General features: G+C 49.7%; 20 protein-coding genes and 1 riboswitch. All 20 genes read right to left on the bottom strand.

What is annotated here, in order from left to right; all coding sequences use genetic code 11:
- Position 1: 1 nt before the first annotated feature.
- Positions 2 to 1138 carry a transcription termination factor NusA gene (nusA, locus tag G598_RS0104825; protein WP_026765984.1) on the bottom strand — a complete coding sequence of 379 codons (1137 nt, stop codon included), beginning with the start codon at positions 1136 to 1138 and terminating at the stop codon, positions 2 to 4.
- Positions 1139 to 1174: 36 nt separating this feature from the next.
- A complete protein-coding gene (locus G598_RS0104820) occupies positions 1175 to 1630 on the bottom strand; it encodes a ribosome maturation factor RimP (RefSeq protein WP_026765983.1) in 456 nt (151 codons plus the stop codon).
- A gap of 143 nt (positions 1631 to 1773) precedes the next feature.
- Complete coding sequence (locus G598_RS0104815; RefSeq protein WP_026765982.1) at positions 1774 to 3720, bottom strand: EAL domain-containing protein; 1947 nt, start codon at positions 3718 to 3720, stop codon at positions 1774 to 1776.
- A gap of 79 nt (positions 3721 to 3799) precedes the next feature.
- Entirely contained in the window at positions 3800 to 5200 is a 1401-nt protein-coding gene (locus tag G598_RS0104810; protein ID WP_026765981.1) for a sodium-dependent transporter, read from the bottom strand.
- Positions 5201 to 5411: 211 nt separating this feature from the next.
- Complete coding sequence (udk, locus tag G598_RS0104805; protein WP_026765980.1) at positions 5412 to 6035, bottom strand: uridine kinase; 624 nt, start codon at positions 6033 to 6035, stop codon at positions 5412 to 5414.
- Between the two features lie 54 nt (positions 6036 to 6089).
- A complete protein-coding gene (locus G598_RS0104800; protein ID WP_026765979.1) occupies positions 6090 to 6821 on the bottom strand; it encodes a hypothetical protein in 732 nt (243 codons plus the stop codon).
- A 108-nt stretch (positions 6822 to 6929) separates the two neighbouring features.
- Positions 6930 to 8138, bottom strand: a complete 1209-nt coding sequence (gene tyrS / locus G598_RS0104795) for a tyrosine--tRNA ligase (protein ID WP_026765978.1) — start codon at positions 8136 to 8138, stop codon at positions 6930 to 6932.
- Positions 8139 to 8159: 21 nt separating this feature from the next.
- Positions 8160 to 10277: a transglycosylase domain-containing protein gene (locus G598_RS0104790; RefSeq protein WP_026765977.1), complete on the bottom strand. Its 2118-nt coding sequence runs from the start codon at positions 10275 to 10277 to the stop codon at positions 8160 to 8162.
- Between the two features lie 84 nt (positions 10278 to 10361).
- Positions 10362 to 11408: a sulfate/molybdate ABC transporter ATP-binding protein gene (locus G598_RS0104785; protein ID WP_026765976.1), complete on the bottom strand. Its 1047-nt coding sequence runs from the start codon at positions 11406 to 11408 to the stop codon at positions 10362 to 10364.
- Entirely contained in the window at positions 11399 to 12070 is a 672-nt protein-coding gene (gene modB / locus G598_RS0104780) for a molybdate ABC transporter permease subunit (protein ID WP_026765975.1), read from the bottom strand. The genes G598_RS0104785 and modB overlap by 10 nt, the downstream gene beginning before the upstream one ends.
- Positions 12071 to 12859 carry a molybdate ABC transporter substrate-binding protein gene (gene modA, locus G598_RS0104775; RefSeq protein ID WP_026765974.1) on the bottom strand — a complete coding sequence of 263 codons (789 nt, stop codon included), beginning with the start codon at positions 12857 to 12859 and terminating at the stop codon, positions 12071 to 12073. It lies immediately after the preceding gene.
- A riboswitch (molybdenum cofactor riboswitch) is annotated at positions 12855 to 12988 on the bottom strand. (Overlaps the previous gene by 5 nt.)
- A 68-nt stretch (positions 12989 to 13056) precedes the next feature.
- Positions 13057 to 13806 (bottom strand): RNA polymerase sporulation sigma factor SigH, encoded by a 750-nt coding sequence (gene sigH, locus G598_RS0104770; RefSeq protein ID WP_026765973.1) that lies wholly within the window; start codon positions 13804 to 13806, stop codon positions 13057 to 13059.
- Positions 13807 to 13951: 145 nt separating this feature from the next.
- Positions 13952 to 14887 carry a 23S rRNA (guanosine(2251)-2'-O)-methyltransferase RlmB gene (gene rlmB, locus G598_RS0104765; RefSeq protein ID WP_245582758.1) on the bottom strand — a complete coding sequence of 312 codons (936 nt, stop codon included), beginning with the start codon at positions 14885 to 14887 and terminating at the stop codon, positions 13952 to 13954.
- A gap of 2 nt (positions 14888 to 14889) precedes the next feature.
- The gene (thyX, locus tag G598_RS0104760; RefSeq protein ID WP_037363289.1) at positions 14890 to 15582 is read right to left on the bottom strand and encodes an FAD-dependent thymidylate synthase; all 693 of its coding nucleotides are present in this window, start codon (positions 15580 to 15582) and stop codon (positions 14890 to 14892) included.
- Positions 15583 to 15585: 3 nt separating this feature from the next.
- Positions 15586 to 16074: a Mini-ribonuclease 3 gene (locus G598_RS0104755; protein WP_026765970.1), complete on the bottom strand. Its 489-nt coding sequence runs from the start codon at positions 16072 to 16074 to the stop codon at positions 15586 to 15588.
- Complete coding sequence (cysS, locus tag G598_RS0104750) at positions 16071 to 17498, bottom strand: cysteine--tRNA ligase (protein WP_026765969.1); 1428 nt, start codon at positions 17496 to 17498, stop codon at positions 16071 to 16073. The genes G598_RS0104755 and cysS overlap by 4 nt, the downstream gene beginning before the upstream one ends.
- A 26-nt stretch (positions 17499 to 17524) precedes the next feature.
- Positions 17525 to 18001 (bottom strand): 2-C-methyl-D-erythritol 2,4-cyclodiphosphate synthase, encoded by a 477-nt coding sequence (ispF, locus tag G598_RS0104745; RefSeq protein ID WP_026765968.1) that lies wholly within the window; start codon positions 17999 to 18001, stop codon positions 17525 to 17527.
- Positions 17998 to 18753 (bottom strand): 2-C-methyl-D-erythritol 4-phosphate cytidylyltransferase, encoded by a 756-nt coding sequence (gene ispD, locus G598_RS17100; protein ID WP_037363286.1) that lies wholly within the window; start codon positions 18751 to 18753, stop codon positions 17998 to 18000. Before ispD ends, ispF begins: the two co-directional genes overlap by 4 nt.
- 49 nt (positions 18754 to 18802) lie before the next feature.
- On the bottom strand, positions 18803 to 19951 hold the full coding sequence (locus G598_RS0104735) for a PIN/TRAM domain-containing protein (protein ID WP_026765967.1): 1149 nt from the start codon (positions 19949 to 19951) through the stop codon (positions 18803 to 18805).
- 139 nt (positions 19952 to 20090) lie between these two features.
- Entirely contained in the window at positions 20091 to 20579 is a 489-nt protein-coding gene (locus G598_RS0104730; protein WP_026765966.1) for a CarD family transcriptional regulator, read from the bottom strand.
- Positions 20580 to 20917: the final 338 nt, after the last annotated feature.

Here is a 20917-nt window from a genome sequence, read left to right as displayed (position 1 = left end):
CTTATTCACCCTCTGCGGTGAAAGCTTCATCGCTTTCCACTTCGACTACGTTCATGTTTTCGTCCAGTTCCTCATCGGCAGCCTGGCTCTCGCTCTTGATGTCGATTTTCCAACCCGTGAGCTTAGCGGCGAGACGGGCATTCTGACCTTCCTTGCCGATAGCCAGCGACAGCTGATAGTCGGGAACGACTACGCGGGAAACCTTTTCGGCTTCGTTGACGGCTACGGAGACAACCTTGGACGGGCTCAGGGCGTTAGCGATGAACTTCGCTGGGTCTTCGCTCCACTTCACGATATCGATTTTTTCGCTGCCCAGTTCGTCAACGATGGCCTGCACGCGCATGCCGCGGTAGCCAACGCAGGAACCAACGGGGTCCACGGATTCGTCCTTGGACCAAACGGCAATCTTGGAACGGTTGCCCGGTTCACGGGCTACAGATTTGATTTCTACGATGCCTTCCTGAATTTCCGGAACTTCCAGTTCAAAGAGGCGCTTCAAAAGGCCTGGATGAGTACGGGATACCACGACCTGCGGTCCCTTGTTGGTCTTCTTGACTTCAACAATGAACGCCTTGATGCGGTCGCCATGGCTGTAAGTTTCCGTCGGAATCTGTTCAGCCGGCGTCAGCACGGCTTCCGTCTTGCCGAGGTCGATGAACACATTGCGGTTTTCCACACGCTGTACGAGGCCTGTGAGGATATCGCTTTCACGGCTCTGGAATTCTTCGTAAATCATGCCGCGTTCAGCTTCGCGAATGCGCTGTACAACCACCTGCTTAGCCGTCTGGGCTGCCACACGACCAAAGTTAGCCGGCGTCACTTCGATTTCGATGACATCGCCAACTTCGTATTCCGGACGAATAGTACGCGCCTGAGCCAGGGAAATTTCCGTGATTTCATCATCGGTATCCTCGACAACCGTCTTGAGGGCGTACACATGGTAATGCCCCGTATCACGGGACAGGGTAACACGAACATTCTGGGCGGAACCAAAGTTCCGCTTGTAAGCAGTAATCAGGGCCTGCTCAATGGCCTCAAATAAGATTTCCTCGTCAATGCTGCGCTCTCTGCTGAGTTCCCGCAGGGTTTCCAGAAACTCCTGCCCATTATCCTTTGCACGCGTTGTTTTTCTTGCCAAAACTATTTTCCTCCCAAATATATAAAGGCAACAGCCTTAAAAATCAATATGCAGACGAATCTGCGCTGCCTTGCTGAGTTCGATGGTCAATTCATCATCCAAGGTGAATTTCTCACCATCAAAGCCGGTCAATACACCCGTAAGATTCTTTTTGCCATCCATTGGCGCATAGAGAGTGACATCCACAGCCTTGCCCTGCTCCCGTACCAAATCCCGGGGCTTTCTGAGTACGCGGTCAATGCCCGGCGACGATACTTCCAAAATATAGGCATCTGGAATTATATCCTTTTCATCCAGCATTACCTCCAGCTTTTCGCTAAGCTCCTGGCAATCCTCAATATCAATGCCGCCTTCTTTATCGATGTAGACACGCAGATAATAATCCGTATATTCCTTAACGTACTCCACATCCACCAGTTCAATGACATCCTGACCGGTCAACAGCTCCTGCACCATGAGTTCCACGGATTCTTCAATATTCTTCGCTGCCATACATCCACCTCCCTATCCGATTTTGCATTCAAACATAAGAGTAAAGAGTGGGCTTGCACCCACTCTTTAACATAAGAATACTTAAATTAACTATTAAAGTATAGCACGCCTTCTGCCCGCTGTAAAGACTTTGCGGAATTTTTTTACTCAAGCCAGGCATATCCGCGGTGTTTTTCCAGATAGGCCACCAACTCATCCGCCGGCAAGGGCCGGGAAAAATAGTAGCCCTGTTCATATTCACAGCCCATCTGTGCCAAGTGCTGCGCCATATGCTTATCCTCCACGCCTTCGATGATGATGGCCATGTGTTCCTCCTGAAACATGCGAATAACGTGCAGCAGCATATTGCTGTTGCTGCGGAAATATGCCCAAACCAGCTGCATATCAATTTTCACCATCGCAAAGGGCAGCTGAATCACCCGCGTAATATTGGACGTGCCTGCACCAAAATCGTCGAGCAGAAAACTTACGCCGCAATTTTTCAAACGCTCCATCTGCTCCAGCAGAGATTCCATATCCCCAGTCGCCGATTCCGTAACCTCCAGGCGGATTTTACTCATGGAAATATGGTAACGGGAAGCCATGCGCTCCAATTCCTCCCCGAGATTATAGTTAAGACACTGAGCGGGTGAAATATTGACCGTCAAAAAATCTATGCCCAACGCTTCAAGGTCATGATTGCTGATAAACTGACAGGTCTTGGCAAAAATCTGCCGTCCAAGTTCCATGATATCGCCATCATTTTCCGCCAAAGGAATAAACTCCTGCGGCGGTATATAGCCAAGTTCCCCATCCTGCAGACGGGCCAGCACTTCCAAGGCACTTATGCGGTCTTCCCAGACACAGTATAGCGGCTGCATGTGAATTTCCAGACTATTGTCCCGCAGAGCCCGCCCCAAGGCAGCGCGGATTTTTTCCTGACGCTTGATCTGCGCCTCTAACGCTTCATCCACCGCGTACACCGTGGACATATCGCGCCGGCGTGCCTCGTTAAAGGCTTCCTCCAGGCAGACCTCCACATAGCGTTCATTCTTTTTCGGCACGCTTCTGGAGAGAAAGACCATATTTATTCCCAAAGGCACTTGAACCCCGCCGCTGTCCACCCAGGGATAACGGAACCGCTCGGTGATTTTTTGGGCCATGCCCTGCACATCACTATAATCCAGCGTATGATTGAGCAGCACAAACTGCCCATTGCCCAAATAAAACACATGAAAATCTGTAAAATGAGCATTCAGCCATTTACCTGCATCCAACAGGCTTTTGTACATCGTACTGGCACCGTAAAAGGTCTTAAAGGACGCATAATTGCGAATCCCCACCCCAAAGCAGGAAAACGGCTTGTCGTAAAGAATCAGCTCCGACACCATTTCCGCAAAGGCCGCTTTATTGAACACATCCACCATCCGGTCCCGCAAGGAATCCGGATTCTGAGCAGTCAGATAAATAATGAGAATCGCCAGCAGGCTGAAAAAACTGGTCACGAGCGTATTCATAAAGGAATGACGCATAATAATTCCCACGGCCAAAATCAGATTGCAGGAAAAAAGCCCTATCTGCAGCCTGAGGGAAACCTCCTTGCGAAAACAAAAGAGCACGACCAGAGAAGCAAGGATATAAAACCAGGTACTGAAGTATATGGCATTATACCAGCCGAGATTATGATACCCCGCCACCGGGTCCATGGTAAAAATCGTGCCTGCCCAAGGAGTCACGATTGTCAACAGGGATACGGCAATTGCCGGCAGTGCCATCCCCCAGATATAACGGCGTCCCCATTTTTTCGGGGCATCTACGACTTCGGATGCATAATCAAACAGACTCCAACCACGCGCGATGAAGGCAATGAAATAGGCAATATTCAACCCATAGGATATCGAAAGCGGATATTCCTTCCATACTTCGTTGAGTTCGCAGGCTGCAATATCGGTAATCGTCATGACCAGATTCATAATCATGACCAACCAAAAACTCCGGCTCTGCCGCGTAGGCAGCTGCTGCCGCTCCAGATAAACCATCATCAGAATTAGTTGAACAGGGATTGTAGCCAACGCGAAATCGTAATTGTAGTCACTAAGCCAATTCCACATAAAAATTCCCCTCGTCATTAAATCATATTTTTATAATCTATGATTTCGCCAAGGGGAATTTAATTTCCTGCTATTAATATTAATTAATGACACCAAAGGCCTGCAGAGCAAGAATGACCATGATGACCGGAGCCACATAGCGGATAACAACCCGATAGAGGCCCTTGCGTGGCATAGCACTGCCATCGGCTTCCATTTCGCCGATAATCCATTCCGGCTTCACGAGCCAGCCAATCAGGATTGCCGACAGGAACGCGATAATGGGCATCATGCAGGCGGTACTGATGTAGTCCATGATATCCAAAAGCTGTCCGGTAGAACCATTCGGCAGGCCAACTTCCACATAGAACAGGCTGTAGCCCAAAGAAATCACAACCGTTACCACGGTATAGAAGGCGCTAGCAAGCAGCGTAACCTTCTTGCGGCCGGCATGGAAAATTTCCATCAAGTTTGCCACAATAGCTTCCAACACGGAGATACAGCTGGTAAGTGCCGCAAATATCGCCATCAGGAAGAATGCCGCACCGATGATGATGCCGACAATCCCCAGGGAATTAAACACCTTTGGCAGGGAGACAAACATCAGTTTCGGACCTGCCGCCATGCCTTCCATACCGGAGAAAGCAAAGATGGCGGGAATAATCATCATGCCGGCAAGCACGGCCACGGCCGTATCCACAATGGCAATCTGCGATACCGACTGATTGAGGTTTACATCTTTCTTGACATAGGAACCATAGGTAATCATGATGCCCATAGCCACGGAAAGCGAATAGAACATCTGACTCATGGCATCCAGTACAATCTGAATGTACTTGCCAAGCGTCAGCCCTTCAAAATTGGGCAGGAAGTAAATCGCCAGCCCCTGCAGCCCCGTACGAACCGTACCATCTGCATCATGCACTTCAAGCGTCAGCACATAAAGCGAAATCAGGATGACCGTAACGAGCAGAACCGGCATGATGATGCGGGAAGATGCCTCAATGCCCCGTTCAACGCCGCGGTAGACGACAAAGGCCGTTGCCAGCATGAAAATTGCTGCATAAATGCCCGATTCCACAGGATTGGTGATAAAGCCCACGAAGTAATCATCCTGCGCCGCGGCTGCCCCGCCGCCCGTCAGGAAGGTCACCGCATACTTGGTAATCCAACCGCCGATAACCGCATAATAAGTCATAATGATTGCCGGTACAAAGAAGGTCAGAATACCCAGGAATTTCCAGCCCGGCTTCATCGCGCCATAAGCTTTGATGGAACTGAGCTGAGTACGGCGGCCAATGGCCAAATCCGAAGATAACAGCGCATAGCCAAACGTCAAAAGTAAAATCAAATACGTCAGCAGAAAAATTCCGCCGCCATCCTTCGCAGCAAAATACGGAAACCGCCAGAGATTGCCCACGCCTACAGCGGAGGCGGCGGCAGCCAGCACAAACCCGAGCTGGCCGGAAAAGCTGCTGTCCTTGCTTTTTTTCTCGTTCATATACATCACCTCTAATTCTTGATAAGAATATTATACACCTTTACAGCTATTTGTAAAGTATTTTATTATAAATATGCACTTTTGTTTTTCTGAAATTGACATTGTATTTAGCAATTCCATAAAAGCAAGCCGCAATCCACGCCTATTGGACAAGGATTGCGGCTTCTGTTGCTTGTTTTATATTTTTGTCATAGTGGACATTTGTTTGTTGTCAGTCTTCATCAGGATTTTCCAAAATCCGTTCAATCTTGGTTTTCATCACATCAAAAGCCACATCATTGAGGCCGCTGTTGAGAACGATATCCGCCACATTGCGAGTCGGCTCAACATAGAGATAGTGCATGGGCTTTACCGTAGCCAGATAATGTTCGATGATATCCTGCAGCTCACGGCCACGCTCGTCCATATCCCGCACTACACGGCGCAGGATGCGTTCATCAGCATCGGCTTCAACGAAAATCTTTATATCAAAGGCATCCCGCAGCCGTTCATCCTGGAAAATCAGGATTCCCTCTACGACAATAACCCGGCTGGGATGAATGGTTATGGTTTTATCCGAACGGTTATGCTGGGTAAAATCATAGACCGGGCACTTGATGCTTTCGCCTGCTTTGAGCTTTTCCAAATGCTCCACGAGTAAATCCGTCTCTAAGGCCTGCGGATGGTCATAATTGATCTTCCGGCGTTCCTCCATGGAGAGCGCATCATTAGCCCGATAGTAATTGTCATGATAAATAACCGTTATGTTTTCACCAAAAAAGTTTTTCAAGCGATTGGTAAAGGTGGACTTGCCCGAGCCGGAACCGCCAGCAATACCGATAATCGTTGTCTTCATTTGGTGCAACACCTCCTTCTAAAAACAGCATTGACGATAATTATAGCATAAAATCTACTCCTCCGCCAGCATTTCATAAAGTTCCATCATTTCCCGTATACGTCTCACCTCCACAGCACTTAAATCATGCTGCCGCGATTTGCCGCCCGCATGATAGTAGACAATAGAGCCGCCACCTACAGACAATATCCGCTTAAAGGCGGCTACAACCCGATTATCCGCTGTAAGCGAATAACTTTCCACCAGCCATTCTGCATCCGAGGCCATATGCTTATTGATTTTGGAAAAATCAAAGACAACGGTTGTCGTTTCACCTGCTGCGATAATATCCAAATGATCACCATTGATCCAGGCGGTCTGCAAGGGGTCATTGATATGGTAATAATAATAGACTTCATAAGCCAATGACGCACGCGTGCTGCCTGACAATACAAAAGGACGCAGATAGACTCCCGGCTCCGGTTTCTTGGGCCATTGGTACTTATAATAGGTTATGCCATTAATGGTTTCTTCCTGCATAGAGTCCTTGATTTCACGTTCTCTCTTCTTTTTATTCTCCCGTTTCACCCGTTCCTGTTCTTCAATCTGCCGCTTTATTTCCTCTTCTTTTACCTTCTCTGCCTCCCGCTGCAGCTCCTCCGGGGTCTTTTCCTGCTGCATTGCCGTTTCAGCCTGTGCCTGCTGCTCTTTTTGCTGCTGATCAACATAAAAATATGCGGCTGCCCCAGCGGCCATGATGATGATATAAAAAATCACCGCTCCGATGATAATTTTTGACCTGTTCACCGGTATCCCTCCCCTGACATCTATTTATCTTTCATATTCCCCCCCATTGTCAAAAATCCTGCAAATAAAAAAGCTGACTTGTCAAAAATAAACAAGCCAGCCTGCATATTACTTCGTCAGTTTATAGTATTTTTTCTTGCCCTTCTTCACAATGGCTTCGCCATCCTTGAAGTCAGATTCTGCCAGCACGTAATCCACATCGCTGACTTTTTCGTCATTGAGGGACAGGCCGTTCTGCTGAATCAGGCGGCGGCCTTCACCTTTGGAGGCGAATACTTTGCCAGCCACGAGTGCATCGAGAAGTTTCTGGCCGATTTCTGCCTTGACTTCGGGGATATCGGCACCGGCACCGCTGCCACCGAACATTGCTTCGGCAGATGCCTGTGCCTTGTTGGCTTCTTCTTCGCCATGCACGATTTTCGTCACTTCGTAAGCCAATACCTTCTTGGCTTCGTTGATGGCCGCATCCTTGAGCGCACCCAAGCGGCGCACTTCATCCATCGGCAGGAAGGTCAACAGTGCCAGGCAGTTTTCTACATCAGCATCATCGACATTGCGCCAGTACTGATAGAACTCATACGGGCTGGTCTTTTCGGCATCGAGCCAAAGCGCGCCGCCAGCGGTCTTGCCCATCTTCTTGCCATCGCTCTTGGTCAGGAGCTTATTGGTCAGACCATAGACTGCCGTGTTGTTCTTGCGGCGATTGAGTTCCACACCCGCAATGATATTGGACCACTGGTCATCGCCGCCCATTTCGAGCTTACAGCCATAACGGCGGTTGAGTTCCAAGAAGTCATAGCCCTGCATAACCATGTAGTTGAATTCGAGGAAGGTCAGGCCCTTTTCCCAACGCTGCTTGTAGCAGTCAGCAGCGAGCATACGGTTTACCGTAAAGCAGGCACCAACTTCGCGCAGCAAATCAATGTAATTGAGCTTGCGCAGCCAGTCGCCATTGTTGACCATGATGGCCTTGTCATCACTGAAGTCAATGAAACGGGCAATCTGCTTCTTGAAGCATTCACAGTTGTGCTCGATATCTTCATCGGTAAGCATTCTGCGCATGTCGGTACGGCCCGAAGGGTCACCCACCGTGCCCGTGCCACCGCCTACAAGGCAGATGGGACGATGGCCTGCCCGCTGCATATGTGCCATAGCCATCAGGGCGATGAAATGCCCTGCATGGAGGCTGTCCGCCGTGGGGTCAAAGCCAATATAAAAAGTCACGCGCTCCTTATCAAAAAGTTCCCGCAGTTCAGCTTCATTCGTGCACTGCGCGATAAAACCACGTTCCTGCAATGTGTCATATACGTTTGCCAACAAACTCTCTCCTTTATATCTTTAATTCCGGCCCTTACCTACGCCACCCGGTTCCGGTACAGCAGTTGGGGGTGCAGCCGGAGCAGGACTGCCATTCGGATTATTCGGCGTGGGGACATTATTGTTATCAGGCGCCGGTTTCTGTCCATCCACCTGTTTGTCATCCTTTTTAGCCGAATCCTTCTTGGTATCCTTTTTCTTTTCGTCTTTTCTCACTTCATGCTTGTGGTCATCTTCCAGTTCCCCAACGCTGCCACTATTGCTGGAGCGGGAACCATCAAAATTCTTGGCTGGTGTCTGTGCGACAGCCTTCTTCATAAAGGCCTGCCAGATTTCTGCTGGCAGCATGCCGCCCATGATACCGCGGGTCGGTGTGTTATCATCATTGCCAACCCATACACCTGCCACAAGGTCGGGCGTATAGCCGACAAACCACGCATCGTTATAATTGCTGGTCGTCCCCGTCTTACCGGCTGCCGGGCGGCCAATATTGGCTCTTGTGCCCGTGCCCTTCTTGATGACGTCTTCCAGCATATCCGTCAGTTCTGCAGCGCTGCTTTCACTGACGACACTGCGCTGTTTCGGCTCGTTCTGCTCCAGTACCTTGCCGTTGCGGTCAAGGACCTTTACAATCACCACCGGTTCAACATGAACCCCCTTATTGGCAAAAGTACCATAAGCGCTGGTGATTTCCAGCGGCGTCACACCTTTGGTCATACCGCCCAATGAAGTAGCCAGCTGCCGGTCGTTTGCCGGACCTTCAAGCACGAAGGTAGTAATGCCCATTTCCTGTGCATAATAAATCGGCTTATCAATACCCAATTTCTGTGCAATCTTAACCGTCGGCACATTCATGGAATGGCGGGCCACTTCCCGCAAAGTTACCCTGCCGCTGAAATTGCCGCTGGCATTCTGCGGACGCCAGCCATTGATATCAATAGGGCTGTCGTTAATCACGGTGTTCGGCGTGAACTTATTTTCCAACGCCGCAATAAAGACAAAAGGCTTGAATGCCGAGCCAGGCTGACGCACAGCCATGGTCGCCCGGTTAAACTGGTCGTTGCCGCGGCCGCCCACCATGGCCTTTACATAGCCGTTATGTGGGTCAATAGCCACGAGTGCCATCTGTGGCTGAGCCAGACCATTGCCATCCGTCTTATAGGTGGGCAGCTTGCTGATGGTCGCCTCAGCGGCTTTCTGCATATCCATATCCAAGGTGGTATAGATTTTCAGGCCTTCCTTATAAACGGCATCCGCACCATATTTATCAATGAGCTTCTGCGTTACGTAATCGATGAAGTACGAAGCCGTATTGCTGTCGCTTTTCTGTGCCGGCTTAACCAGCTTCATGTCTTCTTTTTTTGTCTTTTCCGCAGTAGACCGGTTGATGTAACCATACTTTTCCATCTGGTCCAAAACAACGGCCTTGCGCTCCTGCGCCGCCTGCAGATTGTTCAGCGGCGAATAGTAATTAGGGCTTTTGGGAATGCCGGCAAGCATAGCACATTCATTCAAGTCCAAATCTTCAACATCTTTGCCAAAATAGGTCTGCGCAGCTGCCTGTACACCATAGGCACCCTGACCAAAATAAATCTGATTCAGATACATTTCCAAAATCTCTTTTTTCGTGTACTGACGTTCCAGCTGCAAAGCCAGGAAAACTTCCTGCACCTTACGGGTCAGCGTACGTTCCTGCGTAAGGTAAGCATTTTTGGCCAGCTGCTGCGTGATGGTCGAGCCGCCTTCCGACACGCCATGCCCGCGGATGTTAGTATAGAGTGCACGAGCAATGCCCCGGGGGTCAACACCGGAATGCTCGTAGAAGCGGTTATCCTCCACCGCTACAAAAGCATCCTGCAGCTGCTTGGGAACCTGGGCAATTTTTACCGGACGACGGTTCTCCGCCGCATGCACATTGGCAATTTCATTGCCGTTAATATCATAAATCTGTGAAGATGCCGGTGGCAAAATGTCATTGGCTAAATCCGGTTTGGTATTCATGCTGGCGGTCAAAAAGCCACAGCCAATTCCTGTGACCATTACCATTATCACCAGGCCAAAGCCTAAAATGACACGCTTAAACGCCCCGCCAGACTTAGCAGAACGCCTTTGACGGCTCGCATTAGAATGTTTATCCATGAGCTGCCTCCTTAAATTTATACCTTCCCATTGTACCACAACGCGCCCGCCATGTCACCACCAAACCACGAACTTTGCCTTCTTTTATCTTTCGAGCAACATGATTTTATTCGGTGGAAAGTATAGATTGACTTCCGTTGGATTTCCGAGCTGCAGCCATTCGGCCTTAGGAATTTCCAGCCTGACCGGCCGTGCCTCACTGTCCTTGCGCCGCAGCATAATCAGATATGAGAACACATCTTCCACCACGTCCACCACATCCATGACAAAGGTGTTATCCCCGACTTTTTCCCGCAATACCAAAAAATGCGCACGAATCCCCGCAAACGCTGCCTTATTAAAAACAGGCATATCGGTATCCAATTCCAGCTGCCAATCCACAGCATAAATCCTCCGATTACCCATTTTTTGGACTGCAGATACATTCTTACAGCCGGTCAGCAGGGCAGCAGCTAAAGTATCCGGCTGCTTAAAAAGCCCCTGTTTTGTATGTACGGTCTCCATTCGTCCCTTGTTGATAACCGCAATACGATTCGCCAGGCGGTAAACTTCCCCCCTGTCGTGAGACACCAAAACAGCCGCGCCATTGTAATCCTGCAGAAAACATTTCAGCTCCATTTCCATTTGCCACTTCAAGTAACTATCCAAGGCTGAAAAAGGTTCATCCAGCAGCAGCAGTTCATTGTCGGCAGCCATTATCCGCGCTAATGCCAAACGCTGTTGCTGCCCGCCTGAAAGTTCCTGCGGGTAAGCCTCTGCCAGTTCCTGCAGCTTGAATCGGCTTAGATTTTCCTGAACTTTCCGTTCTTTTTCTGCCTTGTTCCCGCTGACCACAAAGGCAATATTTCCTGCAACCGTCATGTTCGGGAAGAGCGCATAATTTTGAAAAAGATAGCCTACTTTCCTCTCTTGCGGGCTAAGATTTATCCCTTTATCACTATCGTAGAGCACTCTCCCATTCAGGACAATACGTCCTCTGTCCGGTGTCTCAAGACCGGCAATGCATTTAAGGGTCATGCTCTTGCCGCAGCCAGAAGCCCCCAGCAAAGCCAGCAGCTCGTCTTTAACGGCAAAATCAGCCTGCAGTGTAAAACTGCGCAATTTCTTCGTGATACGGACCATCAGCTCCATTGGCGCACCCCCTTTGTCTGCCACGATGTCCACCAATTAAGCAGCACGACAAATAGCAACGAAATAGCGGCAATAATCATCGCCCATTGCCCCGCCAGGTCATAATCATTTGCCTGCACCGCCGCATAAATGGCCGTACTCATGGTCTGCGTAACGCCAGGAATGTTTCCTGCCACCATAATGGTTGCCCCAAATTCGCCCAAAGCCCGTGTAAACGAAAGCACTAATCCTGCAAGAATTCCAGCCCGCGCATTAGGCAAAAGAATACGCCAAAAAATCCGCCACTCCGATACCCCCAGCGTCCGTGCAGCATTTACAATATCAGGGTCAAGCTGTTCAAAAGCCCCTCGGGCTGTACGATACATCAAGGGCAAGGAAACGACCACTGCAGCAATAACCGCCGCTTTCCAAGTAAATACCAGCTGGATATCCCACTGCAATAAAAACTTACCAATAATACCTCGCCGCCCAAATAACAGCAATAAAAAGAACCCTGCAACCGTAGGCGGCAAAACCATGGGCAACGTAATAACGGCATCAGCCAGACCCTGAAAGCGGTGCATGCGCACCACCAACAGAGCCAGTCCAATGCCGGTCAGAAACGTTACCACCGTTGCCACAGCCGCTGTCTGCAGAGAAATAATCAGTGGTGACCATTCCATTTATTTTACCTCAAAACCATATTTTGCAAATAGCATTTTACTATCCTCATTGGCTGTAAAAGCTAAAAAATCCCTTGCCACGTCCTGATGCGTTGAATCCTTCAGGACAGCTACCGGATAAACAATCGGCTTATGACTGTCTGCCGGTGCTTTTGCCACAATTTTGACTTTCTTGGACACAGCTGCATCCGTAGCGTAAACCACGCCACAATCTGCATCACCGGACTCCACCCAGGCGAGAACCTGACGCACATCCGAACCATAAACCGCCTTTGCCTTTACCTCTTCCAGTATGCCCAACTTCGTAAACACCTCTTCTGCATACTGTCCCACAGGCACGCCCTTGGGCTCTCCTAAAGCAATATGTTTTATCGCACCATCCGGCAGCTGCCTGAAATCATTCAAAGATACACTGCCACCATCAGCAGGCACAATCAGCACCAGTTCATTGCACAATAAATCCTTGCGTGTATTTTCTGCCAGCAGGCCCTCTTTTTCTAAAACATTCATTTGCTTCTGTGCGGCAGAAAAAAACAAATCCGTCTGCCCGCCGTTTTGAATTGCCTGCTGTAAAGCTCCGGAACTGCCAAAGTTAAAGATTACCTTTACCTCCGGGTGCGCCTGTTCATAAGCAGACGCCAATTCCTGCATAACATCCGTCAAGCTGGCCGCTGCTGCCACATGCAATTCCACCGGCTCTGTTTTTTTCTCCGGCATAGCCTGTTCAATGCCACAGCCGGCCATCAACAACGAAAGTCCAGCCACCAACAGCACCCAAAATTTTTTCATTTGTCTTCAGCTCCTTTTCAAATAGGGAAGGCATGGTCATTTCTCACCATACCCTGAGAACGCTTTGCGTTCTGGCGCAATATCATAGCCTGATGCCTTAGATATTTTTGCTCGGAAACTTATGTCATTATAGCATACAAAAATTGACAGGTCAAAAATGACCTGTCAATTCATCTTCTTGTCTTTTTATAAGGATTTCAGCGCAAATAGTCCACTTCATCTACGCCCCGCAAGCGACGGTTGATAGAACTCAAACCACGATAAATGGTTGTAACATCCAATTCGTCCCCACGCTTTTCCATGTACTTCTCCAACTTCCGCTTTACACGCTGCAAAGCGTTATCGATGGATTTCACATGGCGATTGAGGTCTTCTGCAATCTCCTGATAGCTCTTGCCATCCAGATAGCTCATAAGGACTTTCCACTCCAAATCAGAGAGGATTTCCTCCATCTTTTTTTCGATGTCCACGAATTCTTCCTGACTGATGACCAGTTCCTCCGGATCAGTCACCTTAGCTCCCGAAAGCACATCTAAAAGGGTTCTGTCCGAATCCTCATCGTAGATGGGCTTGTTGAGCGAGATATAGGAATTCAGTGGTATATGTTTTTGCCGGGTAGCTGTCTTTATGGCCGTAATGATCTGCCGTGTTACACACAGCTCCGCAAACGCCCGGAAGGAAGAAAGCTTATCATTGCGAAAATCCCGTATCGCCTTGTAAAAGCCAATCATACCTTCCTGAATAATATCCTCACGGTCTGCGCCAATCAAAAAATACGAACGAGCTTTTGCACGCACAAAATTACGATACTTATTAATCAAGTAATCCAGTGCTGCCTTATCGTTGCTATCCTTGATGGCCAGCAGTATCTCCTCATCCGTGAGATTGGCAAATTCACTGTAAATCTCCTCTACAAATAAATCTTCTGTAGTCTGTTCTGCTTCCATCGCTTGTTCCCCTTTACCGAAAACTTCCCCAGTTTTCATTCTTACTATCCCCTTAACACGTCTTGATTATACCTCTAAACGGTTGTTACCGTCAAGAATAGGTTTAGGACTTTAGTCCTACAAACATTTACTCCCCAATAAATATTCATTTCCGGGCAGCCAGCCGTTGACGCATGGACTCATACATCAGGATGGACCCCGCCACCGACGCGTTAAGAGAGTTAATCTTACCTACCATAGGCATTTTCACAATAAAGTCACACTGCTCCTTCGTCAGGCGCCCCATGCCTTTACCTTCACTGCCTACCACCAGCACCAATGGGCCGGTCAAATCTGCTTCATAATAATTCTGCTTGCCGTCCATATCAGCGCCCGCTACCCAGAAGCCCTTTTCCTTCAAGGTCTTCAAAGTTTGGGCGATATTGCCAATACGGGCTACCGGCACATATTCCACGGCACCTGCCGAGGTCTTGGCCACCGTTGCCGTAAGCGGCACGCTGCGGCGCTTGGGAATCAGCACACCATGCACACCGGTAGCGTCAGCAGTGCGCAAAAGTGCTCCCAGATTATGCGGGTCTTCCAGTTCATCCAGCAAGAGCAGGAAGGGCGGATCCCCAGCCGCCTCGGCTTTTGCTAAGATATCTTCCAGTTCCGCATAGGCCACAGGTGCCACATAGGCAAGTACGCCTTGATGGCGCAGTCCGGAAGCTACGGACTCAATCTTGCCCCGGTCGACAAACTGCAGGACAATACCGCGTTCCTTGGCCAATGCCACAATCTCGCTGACCTGACCTTCACGGTCACCATCAGCCAGCAGGATTTTGTTGATGCCACGGCCGGCACGCAGGGCCTCCGTCACCGCATTGCGGCCAATCAGCACATCTTCCGGCAAATCCCGGACATTTTGTTCACGGGCATCCTGCACCTTCTGTGCCAATACTTGACTGGTCAGCTTTTGACGGCTTATCTTCTCCCGGCTCTGCCGTTCTGGTGAAAAGCCTTTTCTTGTCCCGTTCGGTGCTGCCTTCTTGTGCTCACGATTTTTATTGCGGTTGGCTGTTTTTGCGTTGTCATTTTTCATGATTATTCTTTCTCCCGCAGTTTCAGCATTTCACTAAGCTTGCCACAAGTCATGGCACCTTCCGGGCAGCGGCCCGTGTTGACACAGCTGGCACCAGCATTAAAGAACAACGTCGGCGCCACCTTTTTGGCTTCAGCCAGCATCTTATAGGCCATTTCCCGGATTTCCCACTGCGCGCGGTTACAGCAGCGCAGGTTGAAGAAGTGCATCAGGCTGCGGGCATTCATGGTCACGAGAATCTTCGTTTCCGTGGCATTGGCCAGCACATAACGCGCATCTTCCTTGGGCACGCCCATTTCCGTAAGCTCGTCATAGGTCTTGCGGATTTCTTCAAGCAATGCCTCATATTTTGCCAAGGCTTCCGGTTTTTCCGCAATGGATGGCGGCGTGATGTACTGGAAGCCATGCGCAGCCACATAGCGCTGGGACTGCTGGTCATAGGACGCAATGCGGTGACGCACAAGCTGATGCGTAAGCACCCGGCTCACACCTTCAATGCCGAAGGTGAAGCTGGCGTGTTCCAATGTGGAACCATGGCCCAGAGCCACCATGCGGCGCACCATTTCCTTGACCTTTTCATCACTTAACTTTTCCGCCAGTTCCTCAGCACCACTGGCTGAGTAACAGAGACGGGCTGCCATAGCCACTGCCCGCTCCGGCTCTGGCGTATAGTTTAAGAGTTTTACCTTAATCATTCGTTACTGTTTCTCCCTGATTTCCTTCATCATGGCCTGCGAGATAATCTGGAAGGACATTTCCGCAATCTCGTAGAGCCGCTCGTTCTGCTCGGAGAGGTAGAGACTGCCGAGCAGGGCTTCAAAGCCGGTACTGGCATGATATTCCGCCACGCTGGCACTGCGCGGCGCATGACTCTTGGCATTGCGCCCCCGGCGGTAAATCGCCTTTTCCTCCTCGGTCAGCTTATCCTCAATGCCCTGATAGGCTTTCGCCTGCCAGACAGCCGAAACCATCTGGGCACTGAAGGAGTGCAAAGCCTGTACCTTGGCCTGCTCATAGGAGAGCAGGCGGGTGCGCATATAGAGATGAAAATACGCATCCCCGACATAGGCAAGCACCAACGGATTGAGCTGCTTGACGTCCACATCCTTGTAACGCTGCAGTATCCCGCCATCACCGTCAGGCTGGAACATCATTTCGACGAGCATCTTAAAATGGTCAAACTTCATGCCTTTTTCCACCGTACCCCGTTAGGCGTATCCTCAAGGATAACCCCCGCTTCCTTGAGTTCGTCACGGATTTTATCAGCCAGTGCCCAATTCTTTTCCTTGCGGGCATCCTGACGGATATTGATAATCAAGTCCATGAGCTTGCCGGCCAGTTCATCATCGGCAGCATCTTCCTGCTCGAAAATGCCGATAATGCCCGTCATCAGCTTGTAGGCAGCAGCGACCTTGGCAAAGTTTTCGCTGTCAAAGGCTGCACCCTTGTTCATCACATCCTGATAATAGATGTTGATGTCCTTGGACAGGGCAAAAATCTGACTGATGGCTAGTGCCGTATTGAAATCGTCATCCATCGCTTCATGGAATTCCTGGACATAGCCTGCAGCCTTTTCGGCCAAATCCTTAGCCGTATCGCTCGAACCGGTCTTAGCCAGCAGTTCATCCATAAAGCCCTTGGACTGTGCCAGACGATTGAGGCTGGTCTGTGCTTCCTTCAACCGTTCATCACTGAAATCGAGCGGGCTTCTGTAATGCGTCTGCAGGATGAAAAAGCGCACCACTTCGCCCGGATATTCAGCGAGGATATCCTTGACCGTGAAGAAATTGTTCTTGGACTTGGACATCTTCTCGTTATGAATCGTGATAAAGCCGTTATGCAGCCAATACTGGGCAAAGCTGTGTTCATCGCCAATGCAGGCCTGACTCTGGGCAATCTCGTTTTCATGATGCGGGAAGATGAGGTCACTGCCGCCGCCGTGGAAGTCGAACTTCTCGCCGAGGTATTTCAGCGACATCGTGGAGCACTCGATATGCCAGCCCGGACGACCTTTACCCCAAGGGCTGTCCCAACTCGGTTCACCCGGCTTGGCAGCCTTCCAAAGAGCAAAGTCCATGGGATGTTCCTTGCGCTCGTCCACATCAATGCGGGCACCAGCCTGCATGTCCTCAAGCTTGCGGCCACTCAGCTTGCCATAACCGGCAAATTTTTCCACGCGGTAGAACACATCCCCATTATCCACGGCATAGGCATAGCCCTTGTCTACGAGCTTCTGCACCATGGCAATAATATCGGGAATGGTTTCGCTGACACGCGGATAAATATCGGCGCGTTTGACATTGAGCGCATCCATGGCCTTGAAATAGGCATCAATATAACGGCCGGAAATGTCGCTCCACTTTACGCCTTCCTCATTGGCCGTGCGGATAATCTTGTCGTCCACATCCGTGAAATTCTGGATATAACGCACCTTATAACCCTTATGTGCCAGATACCGGCGAATCACATCCCAGGTCACAAACGGACGGGCATTGCCGATATGCGGATGGTTGTAAGGCGTAACGCCACAGCAGTAGATACTGGCCTCACCCTCTTTTAAGGGCTTGAACTCCTCCTTGCTGCGCGTCATCGTGTTGTAAACTTTTAACATCTATAGAAACCTCCTGCTTGACGTGATCAAGCCTTTTCGATACCTGCCACCGCGTAGGCGGAGATACCTTCTTCATTGCCGGTAAAACCAAGCTTTTCCTCGGTCGTGGCCTTGACATTGACCTGATCTAGTTCAATTCCCAGCACACGCGCGATATTCTCATTCATCTGCGGGATAAAATCCTTCATCTTCGGTTTCTGTGCCACAATCGTCGCATCCACATTACCGGTCACATAACCCTTTTCCCGGATAAGCTCTGCCACATGCGCCAAGAGCTTCATACTGTCAGCGCCCTTGAACTGCGGATCCGTATCCGGAAAATGACGGCCAATATCGCCCAAGGCTGCGGCCCCCAAAAGGGCATCAGCCACCGCATGCAGCAGCACATCGGCATCCGAATGGCCCAAAAGTCCCAAAGAATGCGGGATTTCCACGCCCCCGATAATCAGCTTGCGGCCTGCCACCAAACGATGAACATCATAGCCCATGCCAAATCTCGTCATTTGTCATCCTCCTCTAACCACGCCTGCCGCGCCTTGCTGGCAGCAGCCTGCAGATTGCTTGCTTCCTCAGCTGCCGTACACTGCAAAAAGGCCTCAGCAATCAGCAAATCCTCCGGCGTAGTCACCTTGATATTGCGGTAGTCACTATTCACTACCGCCACAGGCACACCAATGCGCTCTACCAGACTCGCATCGTCTGTGCCCAGGAAATTATCCTGCAAAGCCTGTTCATTGGCCTTTAGCAAAATCTCCTTGCGGAATCCCTGCGGCGTCTGCACTTCCCATAAGGTACTGCGAGGCGGCGTCGATTCCACTAAGCCATCCTTATCCACAACCTTAATGGTATTTTTCGCCGGCACTGCCGCAATGGAACCGCCTTTTGCACGGGCACCATCAATTACCGCCTGAATGGTCTTTGTCGTGACCAACGGCCTTGCCGCATCATGCACCAGTACCACATCGGCGGTATCGGCGACCCGCTGAAGGCCATTGTAAATGGAATACTGCCGCTCACTGCCGCCAGCTACCACCTGAAACGGCTTTAAGCCAGCCACCTTTTGCAGCTGCCGTTCCACGGCGGCCACTTCATCGGCAGCCACGACGACAATCAATTCTCCTACTTCTTCCACTGCGGAAAAAGTCTTCAGGGTACGCGTAAGTATCGGCTCGCCCCCCAAAGTCAGGAGCACTTTATTTATACCAGCCTGCATTCGTTTTCCCTGCCCAGCGGCAGGAAAAATAACACTGACCATGAAATCACTCCTAGAAAAGCCAGCCCCCTCCCCAGGGGGCTGCTTTTATTTAATTTTTCGGCTTGGCAAAAATCATGCGTCCTGCCGCCGTCTGCAGCGCAGAAGTCACTTCCACTTCGATGGTTTCCCCCATATAGCGATTGCCGTTTTCCACGACAATCATGGTGCCATCTTCGAGATAAGCAACCCCCTGACCTGCTTCCTTGCCGGATTTGACAATGGCAACCTGCATGGATTCACCGGGAATAACCACAGGTTTAACTGCATTGGACAGGGCATTGATATTGAGCACCTCTACCCCCCGCAGCTGCGCCACCTTGTTGAGGTTAAAATCATTGGTGATGATTTTGCCCCCCACCTGCTGTGCCAGCTGAACCAGCTTGGAATCGACTTCAGGAATATCCTCGAAATCCTCCTCGGTGATTTTGACCTTCATGCGGCTTTCCTGACGGATTTTCTGCAAAATGTCCAATCCGCGCCGTCCACGTACACGTTTCAGCGCATCAGCTGAATCGGCAATATGCTGCAATTCCTCCAGGACAAAAACCGGAATCAAGAGCGTGCCTTCCAAAAAGCCCGTCTCACAGATATCCGCAATGCGGCCGTCAATGATGACGCTGGTATCCAGCAATTTGTAGCAAGGCTTATCCTCTGCTGCAGCAGGCACGGCCTTAGGTTGCGCCTGCTTGGATTCCCGCATTTTGACCAATTCCTTCATAAACTTAGGAATAAAGTCAAAGATACTCACCAGTTCCTGACGCTTTTTTATCATGATATGAATACCAAGATAGCCCAGCACAATGCTGAACACGACCGGGATATACTCACCCACTACGGGAATCTTGGAAAAAGCATAACCCAGCAAATTTGCAATAATGAGTCCGATAAGTAAACCAATGGCACCAGCAATAACATCATGCGTAGGCATTTTGTTCAGCTGTGCCTCCACAAAAACAGCAAACCCCTTGATTTTGCGGATAAAGAACGGGGAAAGCAGAAAACCAACAGCAGCACCTGCAACTGCCCCAAAGAGAATGCTCAGGAAACCGGCAATGGAGAGCTTAAAAAAACCCATTTCCGTTTCGAGTATCTCCGTACTGATAAAAAACGTCAAAAACGGCGTAGCCAGGTTGAGGAGAGCTCCCCCGGCAATAGCCCCAAGCAGAATAATGAAAAAACGTAAAACTCGGTCTAACATCTTCGCACCTCCCTTCTATAATAAATAACTTGCATAACTTTAAGTATAGTAAATTTTCCCTGCCTATGTCAACGAAAAAGCCCCCGCAAACAGCAAAAAAATACGGACAGCCAAGCATCAGCTATCCGAAATATTCACTTTACGCATTGTTTGCAGCCAGGATATCATCCAGCCAGCCTGCTACTTCGTCAGGACTTTTGTCACAGGCATAGACCAGTTCACTGACCACAATCTGTCTGGCCAAATCCAAAAGCCTGCGCTCACCTGCCGATATGCGCCGTTCCCGCTCCTGCACCACAAGATTGCGGGTAACCGCTGCCGCATCGCAGATATCGCCGGACTTTAAGCGTTCCAGACTGATTTGATACCGCCGATTCCAGGTGCCCAGCAGGCGTTCCGGCTCGTCCTCAAGCACATCACGCACTTCATCCACCCGAGCCTCCGGAATCACATCACGCAGACCAATATGTTCTGCCTTATCTGCGGGAATCATCACCTTCATATCCCCTAATGGCATTTGCAGCACATAGTAAGACTTTCCCTCACCTAGTACATCGCATTTCTCTATGCCGGAAATAATCCCGGCACCATGCATTGGATAGACCACCTTATCACCGATTTGTAACAAGCACCCACCCCCTAAGTAATAATAAATAATAGGAAGACCATACTACACCAATACCATTTTACCACAAAATATTCGTTTTTTCAAAAAAATTTTAAATTTATCTGTTTTTCGCCACCTTAATCCTTTTTTCCATCCTATGCTGTATTTATAAGCAATCTTAACAAATATTGTTAAAGATTTTTACAAATTTTATTGTTCATTAACTACTCTCGACATGCCGAGTAGCGGATAAGTCCGCACCAAGCAAGCGGTCTACGCAGCAACTACCACAACCGGACGCAGCACTACGCCCTCTATCCCGTCTGCCGAAACATTCGGGAATACTTTTCTCATTATCT

Source organism: Selenomonas ruminantium subsp. ruminantium ATCC 12561, assembly GCF_000424065.1.
Taxonomy (GTDB): Bacteria; Bacillota; Negativicutes; order Selenomonadales; family Selenomonadaceae; genus Selenomonas_A; species Selenomonas_A ruminantium.
Note: the sequence above shows the minus strand (reverse complement) of the source record. Positions and strands in the feature narration are given on the sequence as shown.

What these genes read in the sequence shown, in the direction of transcription:
- G598_RS0104820 (WP_026765983.1), bottom strand. Translation starts at nt 1,630, where the DNA reads ATGGCAGCGAAGAATATTGAAGAATCCGTGGAACTCATGGTGCAGGAG.
- cysS (WP_026765969.1), bottom strand. Translation starts at nt 17,498, where the DNA reads ATGTTAAAAGTTTACAACACGATGACGCGCAGCAAGGAGGAGTTCAAG.
- G598_RS0104785 (WP_026765976.1), bottom strand. Translation starts at nt 11,408, where the DNA reads ATGGAGCTGATGGTCCGTATCACGAAGAAATTGCGCAGTTTTACACTG.
- modB (WP_026765975.1), bottom strand. Translation starts at nt 12,070, where the DNA reads ATGGAATGGTCACCACTGATTATTTCTCTGCAGACAGCGGCTGTGGCA.
- ispD (WP_037363286.1), bottom strand. Translation starts at nt 18,753, where the DNA reads ATGGTCAGTGTTATTTTTCCTGCCGCTGGGCAGGGAAAACGAATGCAG.
- G598_RS0104815 (WP_026765982.1), bottom strand. Translation starts at nt 3,720, where the DNA reads ATGTGGAATTGGCTTAGTGACTACAATTACGATTTCGCGTTGGCTACA.
- sigH (WP_026765973.1), bottom strand. Translation starts at nt 13,806, where the DNA reads ATGGAAGCAGAACAGACTACAGAAGATTTATTTGTAGAGGAGATTTAC.
- G598_RS0104755 (WP_026765970.1), bottom strand. Translation starts at nt 16,074, where the DNA reads ATGAAGTTTGACCATTTTAAGATGCTCGTCGAAATGATGTTCCAGCCT.
- G598_RS0104790 (WP_026765977.1), bottom strand. Translation starts at nt 10,277, where the DNA reads ATGGATAAACATTCTAATGCGAGCCGTCAAAGGCGTTCTGCTAAGTCT.
- G598_RS0104735 (WP_026765967.1), bottom strand. Translation starts at nt 19,951, where the DNA reads ATGTTAGACCGAGTTTTACGTTTTTTCATTATTCTGCTTGGGGCTATT.
- thyX (WP_037363289.1), bottom strand. Translation starts at nt 15,582, where the DNA reads ATGATTAAGGTAAAACTCTTAAACTATACGCCAGAGCCGGAGCGGGCA.
- modA (WP_026765974.1), bottom strand. Translation starts at nt 12,859, where the DNA reads ATGAAAAAATTTTGGGTGCTGTTGGTGGCTGGACTTTCGTTGTTGATG.
- G598_RS0104810 (WP_026765981.1), bottom strand. Translation starts at nt 5,200, where the DNA reads ATGAACGAGAAAAAAAGCAAGGACAGCAGCTTTTCCGGCCAGCTCGGG.
- rlmB (WP_245582758.1), bottom strand. Translation starts at nt 14,887, where the DNA reads ATGAAAAATGACAACGCAAAAACAGCCAACCGCAATAAAAATCGTGAG.
- udk (WP_026765980.1), bottom strand. Translation starts at nt 6,035, where the DNA reads ATGAAGACAACGATTATCGGTATTGCTGGCGGTTCCGGCTCGGGCAAG.
- ispF (WP_026765968.1), bottom strand. Translation starts at nt 18,001, where the DNA reads ATGACGAGATTTGGCATGGGCTATGATGTTCATCGTTTGGTGGCAGGC.